At 49.1% G+C, this 18,292-nt stretch carries 15 protein-coding genes; 6 read left to right on the top strand and 9 right to left on the bottom strand.

Annotation, left to right across the window (positions count from 1 at the left end; all coding sequences use genetic code 11):
- Positions 1 to 451: 451 nt before the first annotated feature.
- The 9 genes from M0L20_RS28380 to M0L20_RS28340 all read right to left on the bottom strand — a co-directional run bounded on the left by M0L20_RS28380 (position 452) and on the right by M0L20_RS28340 (position 9,251).
- Complete coding sequence (locus M0L20_RS28380) at positions 452 to 2,833, bottom strand: ATP-binding protein (RefSeq protein WP_248480567.1); 2,382 nt, start codon at positions 2,831 to 2,833, stop codon at positions 452 to 454.
- Between the two features lie 674 nt (positions 2,834 to 3,507).
- Positions 3,508 to 3,864, bottom strand: coding sequence for a hypothetical protein (locus M0L20_RS28375; protein WP_248480565.1), 357 nt, complete (start codon positions 3,862 to 3,864; stop codon positions 3,508 to 3,510).
- Positions 3,865 to 3,905: 41 nt separating this feature from the next.
- Entirely contained in the window at positions 3,906 to 4,373 is a 468-nt protein-coding gene (locus M0L20_RS28370; protein WP_232564136.1) for a hypothetical protein, read from the bottom strand.
- Between the two features lie 293 nt (positions 4,374 to 4,666).
- Entirely contained in the window at positions 4,667 to 4,837 is a 171-nt protein-coding gene (locus M0L20_RS28365; protein WP_232564137.1) for a hypothetical protein, read from the bottom strand.
- Between the two features lie 824 nt (positions 4,838 to 5,661).
- The gene (locus tag M0L20_RS28360) at positions 5,662 to 6,564 is read right to left on the bottom strand and encodes an SAM-dependent methyltransferase (RefSeq protein WP_248480563.1); all 903 of its coding nucleotides are present in this window, start codon (positions 6,562 to 6,564) and stop codon (positions 5,662 to 5,664) included.
- A gap of 52 nt (positions 6,565 to 6,616) precedes the next feature.
- Positions 6,617 to 7,582, bottom strand: a complete 966-nt coding sequence (locus M0L20_RS28355) for a fatty acid desaturase family protein (protein WP_248480562.1) — start codon at positions 7,580 to 7,582, stop codon at positions 6,617 to 6,619.
- On the bottom strand, positions 7,555 to 7,869 hold the full coding sequence (locus tag M0L20_RS28350; RefSeq protein ID WP_248480561.1) for a winged helix-turn-helix transcriptional regulator: 315 nt from the start codon (positions 7,867 to 7,869) through the stop codon (positions 7,555 to 7,557). Before M0L20_RS28350 ends, M0L20_RS28355 begins: the two co-directional genes overlap by 28 nt.
- A gap of 768 nt (positions 7,870 to 8,637) precedes the next feature.
- Positions 8,638 to 9,045: a putative toxin-antitoxin system toxin component, PIN family gene (locus M0L20_RS28345; RefSeq protein ID WP_248480560.1), complete on the bottom strand. Its 408-nt coding sequence runs from the start codon at positions 9,043 to 9,045 to the stop codon at positions 8,638 to 8,640.
- Positions 9,042 to 9,251, bottom strand: a complete 210-nt coding sequence (locus M0L20_RS28340) for a hypothetical protein (protein WP_232564140.1) — start codon at positions 9,249 to 9,251, stop codon at positions 9,042 to 9,044. Before M0L20_RS28340 ends, M0L20_RS28345 begins: the two co-directional genes overlap by 4 nt.
- 952 nt (positions 9,252 to 10,203) lie before the next feature.
- Between M0L20_RS28340 and M0L20_RS28335 the strand changes: the two genes are divergently transcribed.
- The 6 genes from M0L20_RS28335 to M0L20_RS28310 form a co-directional block, all read left to right on the top strand.
- Positions 10,204 to 10,935, top strand: a complete 732-nt coding sequence (locus tag M0L20_RS28335) for a hypothetical protein (RefSeq protein WP_248480559.1) — start codon at positions 10,204 to 10,206, stop codon at positions 10,933 to 10,935.
- A 27-nt stretch (positions 10,936 to 10,962) separates the two neighbouring features.
- Complete coding sequence (locus M0L20_RS28330) at positions 10,963 to 12,123, top strand: hypothetical protein (protein ID WP_248480558.1); 1,161 nt, start codon at positions 10,963 to 10,965, stop codon at positions 12,121 to 12,123.
- A gap of 12 nt (positions 12,124 to 12,135) precedes the next feature.
- A complete protein-coding gene (locus tag M0L20_RS30445) occupies positions 12,136 to 13,488 on the top strand; it encodes an OmpA family protein (protein WP_248480557.1) in 1,353 nt (450 codons plus the stop codon).
- The gene (locus M0L20_RS28320) at positions 13,485 to 14,426 is read left to right on the top strand and encodes a hypothetical protein (protein ID WP_248480556.1); all 942 of its coding nucleotides are present in this window, start codon (positions 13,485 to 13,487) and stop codon (positions 14,424 to 14,426) included. The genes M0L20_RS30445 and M0L20_RS28320 overlap by 4 nt, the downstream gene beginning before the upstream one ends.
- Positions 14,423 to 15,721, top strand: coding sequence for a hypothetical protein (locus tag M0L20_RS28315; protein WP_248480554.1), 1,299 nt, complete (start codon positions 14,423 to 14,425; stop codon positions 15,719 to 15,721). Before M0L20_RS28320 ends, M0L20_RS28315 begins: the two co-directional genes overlap by 4 nt.
- A gap of 33 nt (positions 15,722 to 15,754) precedes the next feature.
- Positions 15,755 to 18,292, top strand: a 2,538-nt coding sequence (locus M0L20_RS28310; protein WP_494338097.1) for an Ig-like domain-containing protein, incomplete at its 3' end; no start/stop codon positions are given.

Here is an 18,292-nt window from a genome sequence, read left to right as displayed (position 1 = left end):
ACAGCCATCTGCCGGTTAACAAAGCTGGGCTTGATTGATTTTTTATTGATACGTTCCACAAAACGCCCGGATTAAACAGGTAGCAATCCTTCTCAGTTGGAAGCCTTTTTTGAGAAGCGTCCCGCCAAGCTGATTGCGTTAATCTAACCGCCAGAAACCAAAAACTGCATCAGCTGAACGTACGCATCTTCCAAGACGCTCACCCAGCACGAGCGATTGGCGAGCATATTGCCCCTGTAATGCCAGGCTAATGCAGGTATCCTTAACCTGGTGCCAAACTTGTGCACAGCTGTATTCAAGTCGGCTTTGTACCCGTATCACCTGAGCCAGTTGGTCTACTAGTTGCTGGACATAAACGCGGAGCCATTCCTACTTCGGATGGTTGGCCTCAGTACCGATTGGTGATGAGTCAGGACTCATACACTATCCAGTTTGCTTACCTACTGCTCGTTTAGCGCCCCATCACCTCGTTGAGCAGTTCACTTAGCTGAGCCAGCTGAAGCGGCTTCAGCAGATACCCGGAAAAACCAGCCTGCTTCACCTGGAGCTGGTGGGCTTGTTGTCCGTAGCCAGTCAAGGCAATGACGGCCATAGTCTGTCCCCAGGACTGTTCTTTCAGACGCCGGTTTAATTCAAAGCCATCCATCTGGGGCATGCCCAGATCCAGTAAAACCACATCGGGTGCCCACTGCTGGGCCTCCTCCAAAGCAGAGCTGCCACTGTAACGAGCCCGAGCCTCATAGCCCATCAACTTCAACAGCCGGACCGTTGAATGCGCAATAGTCACATTATCATCCACCACCAGTACCCGGCCTTGTAGCCCGGCAGCGGGGACCATAAACAGATCGACTTCCGGTTCAACAGCCGCCTGAGCAGTAAGCGGTAGGTGGATTAAAAATTCACTACCCTGCCCTTCTCCTCCACTCTGCACGGCTACCTGACCCTCACGCAGGTTCACCAGTTGTTTCACCACAGCCAGACCTAAGCCCAATCCTCCCTGGGGGCGATCCAGCGGAGTTTCACCCTGAACAAAAATATCAAAAATGGCTTGCTGTTGTTCAGGCGCAATCCCGATGCCGTCATCTTTCACCGAAAGCAGAGCCTGAGGAGCAAGGCTCGAATCACTCACTCGTTGGAGACTTACCCAGACACGGCCTCCCTTGTGGGTATACTTGAGCCCATTGGTCAACAGATTCATCACCACCTGCACCAGCCGCGTCTCATCGCCCAGCACCATTAGGGAAGTCACCGGACTGGCGAAGAACAAATGTCGCTGCTGCTCCGCGTAGGCATAGCGGGTCAACTCAACGGTTTGGCGCACTAGGGGCACCAGATCAAAGGGTTTCTTGTGGAGCTGGATCAACCCATAGCGGATGCGGCCTACCTCCAACAGATCATCGACCATGCGATTCAGGTGGCCCACCTCCCGACTCATCTGATCAACGGCTTTAGGATAGGGTAAGGAGGAGTCGGCTCCCTGGGTGAGTTGCAACAGCAGCAGCATATTCGATATTGACGCCAGGGGATTACGCAACTCATGGCCCAGCATAGCGATGAACTCATCTTTGCGCCGATCCGCTTCCCGAAGAGTCGCTTCTAGGCGTTTAAGGCCGTGGATATCGATGGCAGCGCCATACATCTTGACCACCTGACCAGTCTCGTCTTTGAGTGGTGCCGCTTTAACGACGAACCAGCGATACGTCCCGTCGTGGTGCCGGATCCGGTGTTCCTGTCGCAACAAGGTGCCTGCTTCCACGGCTTGGCTATAGCGCCTGGCCGAAGCGGCCTGGTCGTCGGGGTGAATGGCGTCGGTCCAGCCCCAGCCGATAGCCTCTTCGAAGCGCTGTCCGGTATACTCCAGCCAACGCTGGTTATACCAGTTGGTGGAGCCGTCGGGGTTGCTATCCCACAGCAGGTCGGGCACCAGGTTGGCAATCGATTCAAAGCGCTTTTGCGACGTGAGCAAGGCTGCTTCGGCTCGGGCGCGTTCAATACGTGGCAACAGTTGACCAGCCACTTCCTCAACCAGCTCAATCTCACCGGCTGTCCACTGTCGTGGGCGGCTGTCGGCGACGGCGAAGCAGGCTTTCCATTTGCCTTCCTGACTTAGTCCAATGGTGATGCAGGCGCTAATCTGTTGAGCAGCCGCCCCGGCCTTGAGCACCGCGGCTTCGGCAGTGCCATCGGGCACCTCACGCTCGATGTCTCGGAAGATAATCGGCTTTCCCGCACGCCAGTTAGCTAGGGCTGCGGGTGAAACGAACGCGTGGAGTGGGTAAGTGCCTAGAATGGGAGGAACATCCAGTGCATGCCAGCAGTGGCGAACGGTAGCCTGGTCGCGGTCTTCGTCAATATCCACATAGTGATAGCCCGTGATGCCTAGATGCGCGGCCAGCCTAGCACCCACGGAGCGAATGATTTGGGTCTCGTCGGTCAGCTGACCCAGATCCTGAGTGATGCTGATTAGCAACTCCCGCCCTATCTGGCGCTGTTTGCGCTCGGTGATGTCATTAAAGAGAATGGCCACCTGATGGTTTTGAACTTCTCCGAAGGGAAAAGCGAAGACCTCATACCAGACCCCACCGGCCAGATAAGCCGCGTGCTGCTCCACATGCACCGACTGGCCTGTTTTGGCGACTTGTCCATACAGTTCAAACCAGTGTTGCTCATGAGCGGGTCGGAGTTGACGCATGGTTTTACCGACCGCATCAACTAGTCCGGTTTGCGCTTCAAAGATGGAGTTAACTTCCAGGAAGCGGTAATCCAGGGGCTGGTCCTGTGCATTAAAAATAACTTCAATCAGCGAGTAGCCCTGCTGCATGTGCTGGAGCAAAGCCTGATATTTCTGGTTGTCGGAAACAGGGACTGGCTGCTAGGCGTTGGTAGGCCTTGAATCGGGTTGCAGTGAGTTGTTCATGGCTAGGTAAAGGATCTTTTGCAAAACCACCAAGTTATTTGAGTGTTGGCATTGGCCGTGAATTAATGATCCTTGCGTCCATTCCGTTGCCTACCTAAGCGATTCATATAAAAAATGGAAGAACGCTTGGCGATTGTTGGACAAGACGGCCCGTTTTCGGACATGAAGATTCACTTCGACTCAAGGGAGAGCTTTTTATGATAATCGATAAAATAGGGTTGGGCCATCACCAATCTGCTATCCTGGCTGAAGGCAAAATAACGTATATAGATAAGCGTTAGACCTGGCGGGATCTAGGGGTTAATCCATTTAAGTAGCCGAAAAATGAACTAGGTCAGTAAGCTATCAATGGTTTACGATCTATAATACCTCAGAGCGGTACAGCAATACCCATACGATTTTGCTATTACTCAGATGCGGAGGTAGGCCAAGTAGCTAAAGTAATTGGCAAAGCCATGAAAACAAGGGAAACGGTGCAGGTGGACAAAATCGGAAAAGCATTATCTTATCAACATGCGGATGGCGCAGATAGAGGAATTACAGAGTAAACGACCTTAAGAATGATCCACCGGTTTGGCTTCCCGCAAGAGCTACGATAGAATGACCCAGTTAGCCATTGTACGACTTTGAATCGCTACGGACTTAGCAAAAGGTAAGTGTCCTTTAGGAGATAACAAGTATAGTTCCCCACCACTGAGTAGAGTTAATTGACTCAGCAGTTTGAGCTTGGATAGCAATTCATCAATTGGACTGGTTTTGAGAATCACTTCAAAGTACGATTGCTGCTCAAATTGCTTAGCGGTTACGTCTGGAATAAACCATTGTCCATCCTGCTGCCGACCGTAGCCACGAGGTTTAGCATACCCTTCTGTGTTAGCCATAATGTCAACAAATCCATGGGCTTTGGCCCAGATAGCGGCTTGCTGAATATATATCTGTTTGCTCATGATCTGGATTGGCTCGTAAATAAATGAAATATTAAAGTTACCTAAAGGCGTTGGTAGTGAGCGTGTTCCACCTCAGAAATGGCTCGTCGAATTTGCCGGTTGAGATAAACGCGCTGGTCATCGATAAAAAAAGCTAGCTCGTTGTTGAATTCAGCCGTAAAAAATGAGCCATTGGCAAAATAACCCCAGCCTTGATTGGCGTATCGGTTTAAGCGATTCGTGGTAAGCTGACCTGGCTTATCGGTGGCTAACTCGGGTAACCGGTCATACATCCAAGTGATCAGGGAAGTGATGTCCTGTATTTTTCCATTTACGCCCACTCCTTCGAGAAAATCAACTCGTTTACCCGCCTGGTCAGCTAGCGTCAGCAAGCCATGAACACACAGGATGAGTTGGATAAATTCTGACTTCCAGAGGGTATCTTCCGATGCGTTTAAGCGGAAAGCTGGGGAATCCAGAGTAGTATGTACGGCTGTTAAGTACTTGTCAAGCTGAGTGGTAGGTTGCATCGTTTTTAGGATTCTAGTATTGGATCAGGCTGAATCATAGGGAAAAACTGGATAAATCATCGTTAATGAGGTACCGCCTGAGAACTGAATCGTCTTTAGCAACCGAAGAATTCATTGACTGTAATCGGTCGACATCTGGTCGAAGGCCACATAAAGCTGGCGATATATTAGCTCGGTTTCTGGGACTACATTGATCCGTAAGCTCACCAGACACCCGTCTGTTTTATTCATTGTAGCAAACAGAATAATCGTCCTATCCATCAGCCTGAACGATTTTTTGCAAACAGAAATGACTAAAGGCTAAACTGAGGAATCAGGTCTTGCCGCTTGGCCGCCTGCTCAGCCGTCAAATACAATACTGTACGGGCCAGACCCCGTACCAGATACGGTTTTTTGCTCGCTTCGAGAAGTTGATGGGCGGCTTGCTGCCGTTCTTTTACAGTCAATTTTGGGGCATCTTTCATGCATTTTGCGAGAGTAGGTAACTGGAATTTTGAAATGTTTGCTATCGCCTGACGGGTAAAACCAGCATGACTCACCAGCTAACCAAGCCGGTGAATCACAGGTACTGGACAAACGATTGGAAAACAGTCCCCGTCCGGATAACGGAAGGGATAGCAATTCGGATAAAAAAGAGAACGGCTACCTGTAGGGGTTTTTATTGAAAGCAGATAGAGGGCAGAAGAGAAGAGCCTAACCCAATTGGCAACCAGGTAGTCAATCATGAGCAGGGCATTTGACCGCCGGTTAGCACGTACGCAACAACGTAGTAAACTATAAACGTGCCAGCGACTGAAAAGATTACAATTTTGAGATATAAATCAACAAAGCAGAAAAATAACTATTAATTGATAAAAAGTCTTAACAATCACCAGGATACGAACTCACTAAATGTAGGGTTAATCAAGCTTGATTAGTAGAAGAATACAAGTAGGTAGCCCTTGATTTTTAATAAACCCAAAGGCTTTGGGTTTATCAGTTCGCTGGATGGCCACCCTGGTTTCCTTGTTCATGCATCCGGTTGGTTGAGCCGATTCAGGAAGCTGATGAAATGACCTTTAGTGGAGTTGACGGTACAAAAGGCCTCAATGCAGTCAAACCTTACTGTATGATTCGACTAGTCCGGCTTATTCATCGCAATGGAAGCGATCACTCCGTCGCACTCGGCCAGGGTTGCCGCTGTGAGCCGTAGCCATCAAGGTGATAACAAACGGACTGGTCGTAGGGATAGCAGGTCTGATAAGCGAGCCCAACACAGAGGTCTATGCGGAAACATAAGATCAGTAAACTATATTTTTTCAAATACCATCCGGTAATGTTCCATCGTCTCCTGCTGAAAACATACCCGGTTGGGGCTAACCCGAAACACGGCAATCAAGTCCCGGAAGGCTTTGCTGGTTAACAGCTTCGGCAGTAGCGAAGCATAGAGGCCATATTTTTGCAGGTTAAAGGCACGAAATCGTTTCCGCCACTCGCCAATGGTCTGAATGTAATCCAGCCTACCGCTACTTTTCGAGATTAGCTTGAAGTGAGGCTGTGCATTGCGAATGACCTGCTCAGGTCCATAGGGTAGCCAGGACCCTGGAAACTGGGCGATCATCAATGCCAAGGCATACGATGGCGAATCCCTCGGCGCATCCAGGCTTATTTGCTCGAAGGGAATCATGTTCTTACCAAAAACCATGGTCTGGATATAAACCCTTCCCCCGACCGGCAGTAGGTCCGCTAGTTTAGTAAAGAAGTCGGCGTAAACCGCATCCTGCTGGCCAGCCTGATACTGTTCAACCGAACAGAAATGTTCCATCGCTCCCACACTGCTGATGGCATCGAACCGTCCGTAATCGATGGGTGTAATCTGGCGGCAGTCCTTGATATCGACCGCTAGTCCGTTGGCCCGGCAGGCTGCGGCCTGTCCCTGCGAAAGCGTAACACCTTGCCCATTAGCGCCCCGTTCTTTCACGTACTGAAGAAAAGGCCCCCAGCCGCAACCCAGATCCAACACCCGAGAACCGGCACTTAGGTGCAGACTGTCGGCGATAAACACGTGTTTCTGGCGCTGGGCCTGTTCCAGGGTGAGCGAAAAATCACCGTTGTACAGCGCTCCGCTATAGTCGCCAGTCTGGCCCATGCTCAGGCGAAAGATTTTGTCGATAGTTGTGTAAGTAAAATCGAGGTCTTGTTGAGAAGCCATAAGGGGAGAATAAAAGGAGATATACGAGTTACAGGAACAGTGTTTCGTTGACCTAGGCTGGTCGTCCCAGCGTTTGTAACAGGCGAAAATGGGAGTAGAGCGCTGAATGAAAGCTGCGATTCTCCAGGTAAGGCAAGTTAAACTCGTGCGCCGTGCGTTTGACAATGTCCGTAATGGCCGGGTAATGAATGTGGCAAATCTTGGGAAATAGGTGATGTTCAATCTGACGGTTTAGGCCCCCGCAAAGAAAGGCCGCTAGCTTGGAGCGGGGCGCAAAGTTGGCCGTCGTACATAATTGGTGAATCGCCCAGGCGTCCTGCATGTTGCCCCTTTCATCGGGTAGGGGGAACGTTGTCCCTTCCACCACATGAGCCAGCTGGAAAACCAGTCCTAACATCAGTCCTTCGGCCAGGTGCATGACTAGGAACCCGATCAGTACCTGCCACCAGGTCAGACTAAGTACGGCAATGGGCAGTACCAGAAAGAAAACGTAATAAAGTAGTTTGGCCACAAATAGCTTCACGTATTCGACGCGGGGATGGGTCGAGGTGTTGTGGTGGCCGATCCGATTCTTAAAGAACTTGACGTAGTCTTTGCGCAGCACCCACGAGAGCGAGGTCAGTGCGTACAACGGAAAAGTGTACCACTGCTGATAGCGGTGCCAAGGTTTTAACGAGTCCTGAGGGTCCAAGCGAACCAAACCTGGTGCCACCTCAATGTCTTCATCATGGCCGGGAATGTTAGTAAAGGTATGGTGCACGATGTTATGACTAATCTTCCAGACGTAGGGGTTGGCACCCAGCAGATAAAAGCTGCCGCCCAGGAGTTTATTGACCCAGGGACGAGCCGAGAAGGCACCATGCAGCGCATCATGGGAGACATTGAAGCCAATGCAGGCGGCAAACACGCCCAGCAAAGCCGCTAAGCCCAGCATCGTCCCTATATCGAACTGATTGGATAAGATCAGCCCATAAAGTAGGGCGTAACCGATTAGGAAAAAGAGCGTCTTGGCCCACATAACGCTATTAGCGTGGGGCGAAATAACGCGCTCAGTAAAATAAGCATCGACCCGCTCGCGAAGCGTAGCAAAAAAGGTGGATCGGTTTGTATTGGTGAATTTAAGCTTGGTCGCCATAAAAGACAGTTAGGAAATGAGTTGACCGATTGATTGAATCTGCCTCCGCAGTGGTAAGGCAGCACGGCCTTTAGGGTTAGTGTGTATTCTACCCGGGGTGGAATTTCAACGTATGCAGTTCGCTGCACGACGCCTAAAGCGAACAGGGTTTTCAACTCGTCGGCTAGCACTTTTTCGCTAATACCGGGCAGTTGTTAACCCAGTGGACTATAGCGCAGGGTTTGATCGCCCAGCGTTAGCATAATGTACAACCGCCACTTTCCGCAAATAATCGATAAGGTCAGGCTGAAAGGATTGATCAAACGAAGCGCGAGAAAGTCCTGACAGACCCACTGATCCGACGATCATTAGCAACGGAGAAGCGTAGGGTAGAACTGCGCGATAAAGGTGATGAAAAAAGAAAAATTAAATTCGTTAAATTAGAATGGGGATGAAAAATAGACTGGCTAGGAATTAAAGCACATGGGTAGACTTGTACAAATACTTACAAAAACAACCCCGATGTGAGCGAGTAGGGAAGATATGCTTATAGGCCAATGTCTATGATGTAACTAGCTAACTGACTGGTTGGTTCAGAATAGGTCCAATTAACCCCGAAAAGTCGGCAGAAACACCAATTAAATCTCGCTTTTACCGACTAGGGCAAGCGTGCAGGCTTCTTGTTGCTTAACGAATATCCTTAGCACTTTTTTTAACCTGTATGGCCTTAAAGCCTTTGGGCGTATGCTACTGATTGGCGTCGGGCGTTTTTGTGAACAGTGGCAGGGTAGGGGCCGGAAACGGTCCTTTTCGCGTTCAAAAAATCCGTCCAGTTTAATAGCAAAGGATATTGACTTCTACTCGGCTTTTTCTGAACGATTTCTGACGAGTGGAACAACTAGAGTGACAAGGAGTAAAAAAACTTGATGGAAATCATTATTAATAGCCCACACATAGTATTAAGCAGACACCCAGCTCAGAAAAGCAAATGGGGTAACAATCGATAGTGCCCGGTACGGATGCAAAACCAGTAAGTCCTGATCACCTGTGACGATGCAGTTAGCTATACCATCAATGGCTAGTTCAAGAAACTTATTATCCTTAAGATCGCGACAATCAGTAATCGAACTACTGATAGTGACTACTGTTGCTTTCAGGCTATACTGGTTGATGAATAAGTCCGCTTCAAAGGGTGTCAAGTAACGAGCAAACTTAGGGCGATGTAATACCTGATTGAGCTCGGCCAAACAGCTCTCAGATGTCAGAAGCTCACCTTTATTTAGGGCCATATCGAAAGCCTGACGGGGGATAGACTTAGCCATTAAAGCAGCACTAACGAGCGTATTAGTGTCCAGCACAAATCTCATTCCTCGTTTAGTAATTGCTGAAGAATAGTAGGCGTTAGCCCCCGCTGGGTGGCTTTAAAGCTGATATAATCCATAACATCGGCTAGACTCGAAGGCTCAGACAGGCAGTCAGCCACTAACTGTGAAACCAGCGATTGTTGCTGTTCTGATAATAACTGAAAGCGTTCAGCAGTATTTTCAGGAACGGGAATCTGGAGGATAGTCATAGATACAATCAATTTTCAACAAAGTTACGAAAGATTAACACAACAGGTTTTGGTTTAGTGACAGGCTATGTCACTTTACTATATTAACTCACGGGTAAGAAAACAAGATTTTACGAGGGACGTAACTAGTTATTACAATGAACTGTATTTCAGAGGTTGATCCATGAGAGGAAGGATTGAAACGTTCATTTGGCTTCATCTTCAGCCGTCAGATAGCCTACCATATTCCAAGAGGTAATCTACGAAAAGAAGGATTGCAACGCGGAAGGTTCTTTTAGCCACAGGGGCGCTGGTTCGAGCCTAGCTTCGAAAAGCTAGTGGTCAAGTTCTTACAAATAATTTGTAAGAACTTTTTATTCTACTACAATACATAATGAGGACTTCTCTTATTTGGTATTGTAAGCACTTCTACATTAAACCTACCTAAATAATAAGGATAGCTTTTATCTTTCTCAATTTTATACTGTTAGAAACTGAATGGGATTAGCTATCACTACACACATGTGTCCCGAATTTGAGAACTGCTGAATCCAAGGCGTTGTATGTTTGCAGACTAATCGCAATTGGCAATTCAATTACAAGAACTAGCCAAGAGCTTGTCTCAAGCTCCACTTAATTCCTTCGCTTACATACCGAAAAATAAATGAATGTATATACAATAGACTATATAATAGATGTACTTAAAAACGAATAGCACTATTTGTTATGTTTGTAACTTGTGGTAATCCTGTGTGAAGCACACGCATCATTAGTAGGAAGCTATCCTTCTATACGTGTAAGCCTGAACTGGTGGTTTATCACTACCTTTAAGCTGGTTTATAAACCAGCTTAACATCCACACTGAAGATTCTTTTAAATGAATAAATTTTACTTCTTTGTAGTAATAGTTACGCTCTGTCTGGTAGGTTGCAGTAAAAAGGCAGTGATCCGTTTTTCGCAAAAACCTCCCGAATTGACTTCTAGCGATGTACTGACCGAAATTATGTTGGTCAAAAAGTCCCCACGAATCGTTCTTCGCGTCCCTAATACTCGAAAAGGCGTTACTAACACGCAGGGTACCACAAATCCGCAATCAAACGTCGTTAATCCTGTTATTGTCCGACAAGCTGGAAATGGACGTGCTTCTGCCAAGGTGCAGTTTGTTGAAACACAGTATGATGAAACTGCCCTGTATAACGCCATTGAAAAACAGCTTTTCAAAGAAGGTTTCAGCGTTCGGGATCGTGGTCTGTTTAATCAGGTACTCGATGCCAATCAGGGTGTTGCGTATTCTAAAATCAGCTCACTAACCGATACAGATCTGATTCTTGAACTCGTTCGGCTGGATAATCCTGTTGGCTACACGACGAATGTCTGCAATACGGAACCCGATAATCAACAGCGGCTTATCAACGATTACCGTGATATGCGAGGTGCGTCCGTGGAGTTCAAACTGGTGCACGTAAGGACGAACGAAATTGTTGGCTCCTACAAGATTCACTATACGCCTTGTCTCGAAGGATGCCGGGGTCTATACAAAAAAGCGGGGTCGAAAGGTGTATTCGTTAACAGCCCGTGGCTCAAACCAGGCGAAAAAACTGAACAGCGCCGATTAAGTAACAAAGCTAATCAGGAACTGGACCAAGACGAACTCGAATCATTCATTACCGACGCGACGCACCAGCTGGTCAAAACCATGCGCTAGTACCCAATTTCTTTTCTTATCCACTCCATGAAGCAAATTTTACCCACACTCTTTCTTTTTCTTGGGTTACATTTAACGCTGTACGCGCAAGACGCTATTTACACCGCTAACGGTAACCGACTCGACAATGCTCGGGTCGCTGATCTAACTGATGACCGGATCACCTTTACCATACAGCAGACCGATAAGCTTAACACTCATAGTTTTCAGCGGCAGAACGTATTAGTAGCTTTTCGGAAAGGCAATTTTCTTCTCATTGACAAGCTCAATCCAGATCTGGCGCTGGCCAAACAGGAATTACAATCCTTTCTGACAACGACTGTCTGGCAGAACAAAGATTATTTGTTACGAGCCGTGCCGTTCGGAGTGCTTCCAGCAAAAATTTCTTACGAAAATGACGCGGTCGTCAATTATCTGACCAGCGATGGCAAATCAGCTTCAATTTCAAAAGGAGAGTTAATCGCGATCTTTTACGGTGATGGCCGCCATAGCTTAATCAGAGATGCGTCCGAAGCAGCTCCACTATTGGTGGGCGTTAAAGAACTAATTAACGCAGCGAATGAGCAGCCAGTCGCTTCCCAGCCACCAGTCAAAGACCCTGCTCCCATCCCGCAACCCACCCTAGATCAGCCAAAGGATAACAGCCCCCAACCAGTCTCTATACCAGCTTCACCAACACCCGTAAGTAAGCTGGTTTTAAATGCTGCCGATTACCAGCAATATCGCAAAAAAGCACTCGACAAAGTAGAAGAGTTTTCCTCCTACCTGAACATCATCACCAACAAATCGCTGTCTTCAAACGACCGAAATCAGGCTATCGAACAGGCGGTATCTTTGTTCATGCCAGCTGCCACGATTGAAGTTACCTCGAGCAAACGAACCGGCGCACGACGGTATCCGATCCGCACGTATCTAAATAATCTAAAACTGCTACCCTACAGTTCGACTACGATCGAGTGGACTGAAATTCAGTACTTAAAGGAATTATCACAAGCCGCTGACGGTAATTATTATGGAGTAATTACTGCCCAGCAAACGTTCGTTGGCCGAGGGGAGAATACCTATTATAGCGATGTGACACAAAAAAACGTTCGTGTCAAACTGGAGCGTTATCACATGATCAAAAACGGTCAAGAAGACGTAAAATGGAATTTACTGCTAGGTTCCATCGGCGTTTCCGCTCAATAGATCAGCGCAATTGTGATCAGGCTAGCTCTATTCTTTAGCGCCCTACCGCTTCTGGTTCAGGCTCAGAACGTAGACACCTCGGCTTGCCTCCATTTACAGGGCAGCGTCGTCAACTATGCCACTCGCCAGCCCTTGGCTGCTGCCCGGCTGGTAGCAAAAACGCCAACTGGTCGCGTTGCCGTTGGCTTAAGTGGAGAGTCTGGCCGGTTCTCGGGGAGACTTCCTTGTGGCACGACGGCGCTACTCATTAGCCGAAGCGACTATCGAAGTCAAACGATTCCCGTCCAGCTTCCCAACGATTTACCTGAAAAACCCGTCAGTCTTTTCATTCCACTTGTGCCGGTCGATAAGCAAGGTAAAGATACCCCATATCTGCAAACCGAACAGACACATTACGTTCAGACTGATCGAGCTTCTGATGGTCGATCAGCACCGGACAGTGTTCAGCGGCAGTTGAATACGTTTGTAATTACGGATGCCGTTCAATCTAACCCACTGTCGGCTTCGCTTTGCCTCTTTTTTACAAAGTCAGGTATTCGACAGTGTTTGGAATCTAGTTTGATAGGACAGTTTCAGGTCGAGTTCACTCAGCGAGACATCGTAGCGCTTGAAGTAAGTGCTGCCGGTTATCAGCCTTACGCGGGCAACATGCTTGTTGAGCAGTTAGACGGACGTTCGCTGAAGCACACGATAAAACTGCAACGTGAGCTAACCTTGTTAGCGGTCAATGCCCCCGGTGCCAACCAGTGCGAAGTCCGGTCAGCCACTCGGGCGACTACGCTGTTTCCACTTCCCGGCTATGCGGGTCAGTACATTGCGTACGACTTGACACCCGAAACCGTTGAACTGGTCGTCAGCTACCAGAGCCAGGAAGCCAAGCGAACCATTGACCTGCGTACGGGTCTGAATTTTGTCACGATCACCCAACCACTCAACCGTTCACCCCTAACGCCCACCCGTCCACAAGCGACAGCAGCAAAAGCGGTACTGACAGACACTAGTATCAGCCCGGCCTTGTTCAGGCCGGATTCGATACCAATGATCTATTTTGAACAGAGCAGTTATCAATTACGCCCAGATTCGCAGAATGTGCTGACGCAGGTGGTAGACTATCTGAAAACCCATCCCACGTATTCATTACAGATTACTGGCCACACGGATAACGTTGGTGACCCGCAGCTCAACCAGACGCTATCGGTGTACCGGGCACGCGCTACAGCCAACTTCCTGACCAAGCACGGTATTTCAGAGGATCGATTAACAAAAGAAGGGATTGGCAGCAGTCAGCCCCTGGCCCCCAATACAACGGAAGCCAATAGAGTCATTAACCGACGGGTTTCGTTAAAATTAATCACAGCTCAATGAGAAAAAATCACTTCGTAAAGCACCTTTTGTGGTCTATAGTCCTGCTTAGCGGAACCATTGGCTGCCATCAGGAACCAGCTATCCCAGCCTCTGGTATTCCCCAGACCTGTCAGGTTTATAGCATCGCCAATGTCAATGAAAGTGTACATGATACGACGTTCTATCAATACAATACGTTTGGCCATGTAGCAGAAAGCATCTATAAGCAAGTGACTAGTGGTCGGCTAACAGCGAGCATCAAACAAAGCTTTACCTATTCGGCTGATTATTTTCTGACCACGCAAACGGAGCAATCCATCGTCTATTCCGCCAGTGGCAGTCCGACGCAGGAAATCAAGAGTTACACGTATGCGTATCAGGACGGGCTGCTCCAACAAGTAGCCATTACTAATACTCAGTCCGGGCAATCGCTTGGATTTAGGCTATACACTTATGAAGGCGGGAAACTCAAAACGTACGCTGAAACGAACGCGCAACGAACACCTCTTCGAAGCTACACTTACGATGGATCGGGGAAGCTTATTCAGTTTACAGATTCGGGTATAGCTGCTACGATAACAAATGGCAAAATCACCAAACGAACGCTATCGGACGGCCAGATTATCGAGTATCAGTTCGACAGCCAAGGTCAGTTGATAAGCGAAAAGACAACGCTTCCAGCCAGTAAGACAGAACGTACCTACACGTACACGTACGACAACCGACCCTACTGGAACAAAACACAACTCCTGCTACGGGGCATACCTTCCCCTGACATTGGGGGGCATACGTTCCTTCATAACATAGCGAACAGCAGGCTTGTGGAAATTCAGAACAATCGTACCGTTCGCGATCAGTCATTCACATATCAGTACAACTTCAACAAAGCAAACTACTCAACTGGCTATTCACGCAGTGACGGTTTTCGCCAGCGCATCGTTTATGCAAACTGCTTATGAACAACACATTTATTCTTCTTTTACTGGGAGTACTTCTGGTGGAAACATCCGCATTAGCGCAGCAAGATCCTGGCAAAGTGTACACGGCCAGGGTCGTTAGTACCACCGCAGGGCCCGTTTCTAAGCGTGATAAGGACGAGATCACGTTTCAGGCCCGGAGTACCATCGACAACTTGCGCAACCTTCTTAACACACTAAATACAACTGGGTTGACGGAATCCGAACAGAACCCGATTATTCAAAATAGCTATCTACCTAACCAAGACCAACTCTTTTACAATGATGCAATTGTTGTTGAGGACGATATTGACCCCAAGCATAACTCCTCAGACAGTACGGCTGACTTTAAAGTCGATCGATACCTGCGGAATTTGATTTTGTTCTATACAAAATCTGATGTTCCCACCATTGAGTTTTCTCGGATAGTCACCTCACCCGTTCTGGAAGGGAAGGAGTATCCGTATATAAAAATATTCTTTACATCAGCCTTCACAGGTAAACACACGCAAATCCCGGTTCCCTACCAGCCTGTTCAACGGGTCGCAGAATTGAGAGCCGAGAAAATGGGTGGCAAATGGCGTACGTACATAATACGGCTGGGTTTCGTACAACCAGGGGAAGGGCTTACGGCCATCAGCGCACCGGTTATCGCGCAGCGTTTCGAGACGAAGCCAAAGATCCGGGGCAATGAGTTTCTGTACAGAAGCACAAATGGCACGGCGGACTCCGTCACCGTAACCTGGGATCAACGCTGGCTTAACGTTTCCAGATCGTCGACCAAAGCCATCCCCATCGGCTTCTTTCAGCGCAGTGCCGCTAATACAACCAGTCAGGAAAGGCTCAGCATCCTGCTAACCGATCAGGACAAGCTACTTACGTTTCGACGGGTCGATGGCACTACGCTGGTACTCCGACAAATACCGTCCATTGATTACCTGACCAGATTGAAACGCGCTTATCAGACAAAAGGCTGGATTCAGATTATCGCGGGGGTGACCGCATTAGGAACCAGTTACGCGGGCTATAGCTCGCTACAGCGCAGCTATGATGCGTATGCAGGCCGGTTTGCTACCCTCAACGCAGACTACGCAGTCTGGCAAACACTATCTCAACAGCCCGGTACACCACCGGCCGCAGCAATGCCCTTCAACACCTACGCTCAGCCGGGCATTTATGCAGTTTACGGGGGTAGCCTTGTCGGCAGCGGATTGATTATCAACGGAATTAGGTACCTACTGAAAGCAGGAAAAGTTAAGGCTCAACTTGACCATGTGAAGACCCAGTCCAGAAACTAACGAGCGCGCTCCTCGCCAAAACCTTATCCTCTAATGCGTACATCTATTAATACCTACTGGCTGTTTATTCTGCTCGTTGTCATGGGTTTGCGAACCGCCCATGCACAGACCAGCCTGACGCTTACCTACGGCAACCCCTCCGCCACTTCCGACACCACGTTTGACGGTAGTGTTTTTCAGGCAGGAACCGAGACGGGCGATGCCCGCTTTTTTGCCAAATTTGGCGGGACTGGTACCCGCTATTTCGAGATCGATTCGCCGGGAGAGAACACAACACGCAAGGTCACCAGCGATGGCTTCGTCTTTATTCGGCCAGTCGCGAGCATGGTCATCGACCAATCCAAAATTAAAGGATTTACAGGACCGGTCAGCGGATCACTGGTTATCACCGTCAAGCCGCTTAGCATCACGACAATTAATACAAACGTGACGACGGAAGCTTCCCCTGGTTCAGACATCATCGTTTATTACCGCACCGGTTCCGGGACCTTCCCCAAGGAATTAATAAATAACAAGTTTAACGTACAGCTTTTGAATGCTAATGGTACCCTGGTTGGCGATTTGCAAAACGTCACCGATCAGTACAATGGCAGGGAACAGGCCGCAGCCAGCTTTGGCGGTATTCGCTCCATCAAAGCAACCCTGCCAACGTCGGCAACCTCAGGGTCTTATCAGGTCAGAGTGGTTACGCGGGGTCTTGTTGCCAACGTTACAGGAAGCGTCAGTAGTGTATTCACCATCAAAGCGAGTACACCCATTGTTACTGCTATTGCGGCCAATGGTGTGGCTGGCAACTACTGCGCCGGCTCTACAGTGTCATTTCCGTTTTCAACAACGGGTACGTTTCCTGCGGGTAATGCATTCAAGGTTCAGTTGATCAATGCCAATGGTAGTATACTACAAGATTTACCTGGCACAAGTGTCTCCTCATCCATCAGCACTACGTTACCGGCTTCACTCGCCACGGGGACATACCGTTTTCAAGTGGCCGCTACCGCAACGAACGTTGTCAGCAATACAAGTACCATTGGTGTGCTGGCCTTCCCGACCATGACCATCTCGGGCAGTTCAACCATTGCGGCTGGTGCAACAGCGCCCGTTCGGTTCGACTTTACGGGAACACCACCCTGGTCGTTTACGTATACGGACAATGTAACCGTTCGTACAGGAACCTCAACCGCTAATTCGACAACGATTACGCCAACGTTTGCAGCGTCGACGACTTACGACAAATCGTTCATAAAAAGCTTCAACGACAACATTTGTGGCATTAGTGACTTGATTAGCGGCTCGGCTCAGATTACGACTATCAGCCCGTTAACCCTTGTTACGGGCACATTGTCAGGCAGTTATTGCCCCGGCTCTACGGTTCCGGTTTCGTTTAGCGTCAATGGGTCTGCTCCGTCCGGTGTGGTTTATCAGGCTCAGCTTTCCGACGCTACAGGCAGTTTTTCAAGTCCGCAGTCTATTGGTAGTGGAGGGTCGAGCCCCATTAGTGTCCTGGTTCCTGCGACAATAACGCCAGGTACGGGATACCGGATTCAACTCGTTATTCAAAAGCCCACTACCTCAGGAGTGGTGGACTATAGCAGCTTTGTCAGTTCCATAGCCAGCACGTTCATCATTAGCCGTACCGATGCGCCAAAAGTCGCTGATTTGACGGTTTGCTCAGGAACCACTACTAACCCATTAAGTGCTACGGGCACCAATCTCAAATGGTACACGACCAGCACAGCGTCTCAGTCGTTGACTAGCGCCCCCACACCGCCCAACGATAAATCCAGTGTGTACTATGTCAGCCAGACGGTAAATGGGTGTGAAAGCGTTCGCCAGCCCCTATCGGTTTCTGTGGTAACTACGCCATCGGCCCCATCGGTTAGCAGCATTACGCTTTGCCAGGGAGCACAAGGGCAGTTCTCGGCCACCATCCCCGGTGCACTCTGGTACACAGCCGCCACAGAAGGCACCGGCTCCAGCCAACCGCCGACGCTCAACAATCAGACTACTGGCGAGCAGACCGTTTATGTATCGCAAACAATCAATGGATGCGAAAGCCCGAGGACGGTCGTCAAAGCCACCGTCAACGCTATTCCGGCAGCGCCTACCTTGCCCACATCCGCAACGTTCTGTCAATTTTCTACCCCTGGCTCGCTCACAGCAACCGGGTCGGGGCTGATCTGGTATGGTCAGTCGGGCCGACTGACGGGTGCGCCTACTCCGGGCACATCGCTCTCGGGTATCCAGTCGTATTTCGTCACTCAGACGATCAGCGGCTGCGAAAGCCCGCGTGCATCCATAACTGTTGTTATTACCAATGCACCGCTTGCTCCGGTAGCCGGATCACCCGCTTACTGCGTTGGAACGACCCCGACTTCGTTGACGGCAAGCGGAACAAATCTGAGATGGTACACGGGCTCAACCAGCGTAGCTTCTTCTCCGACTTCTCCTAGCTTCTCAACCCAAACGGCGACGGTCTTTACGTTTTACGTTTCCCAAACCGACGTCAACGGCTGCGAAAGCCCCCGCCAACCCGTCTCCGTCTCCGTCGTAGCCACGCCGTCGGCACCAGCA

It is taken from the genome of Spirosoma liriopis (genome assembly GCF_023196085.1).
GTDB classification, from domain to species: Bacteria; Bacteroidota; Bacteroidia; order Cytophagales; family Spirosomataceae; genus Spirosoma; species Spirosoma oryzicola.
This window is presented reverse-complemented; position numbering and strand designations above follow the sequence as displayed.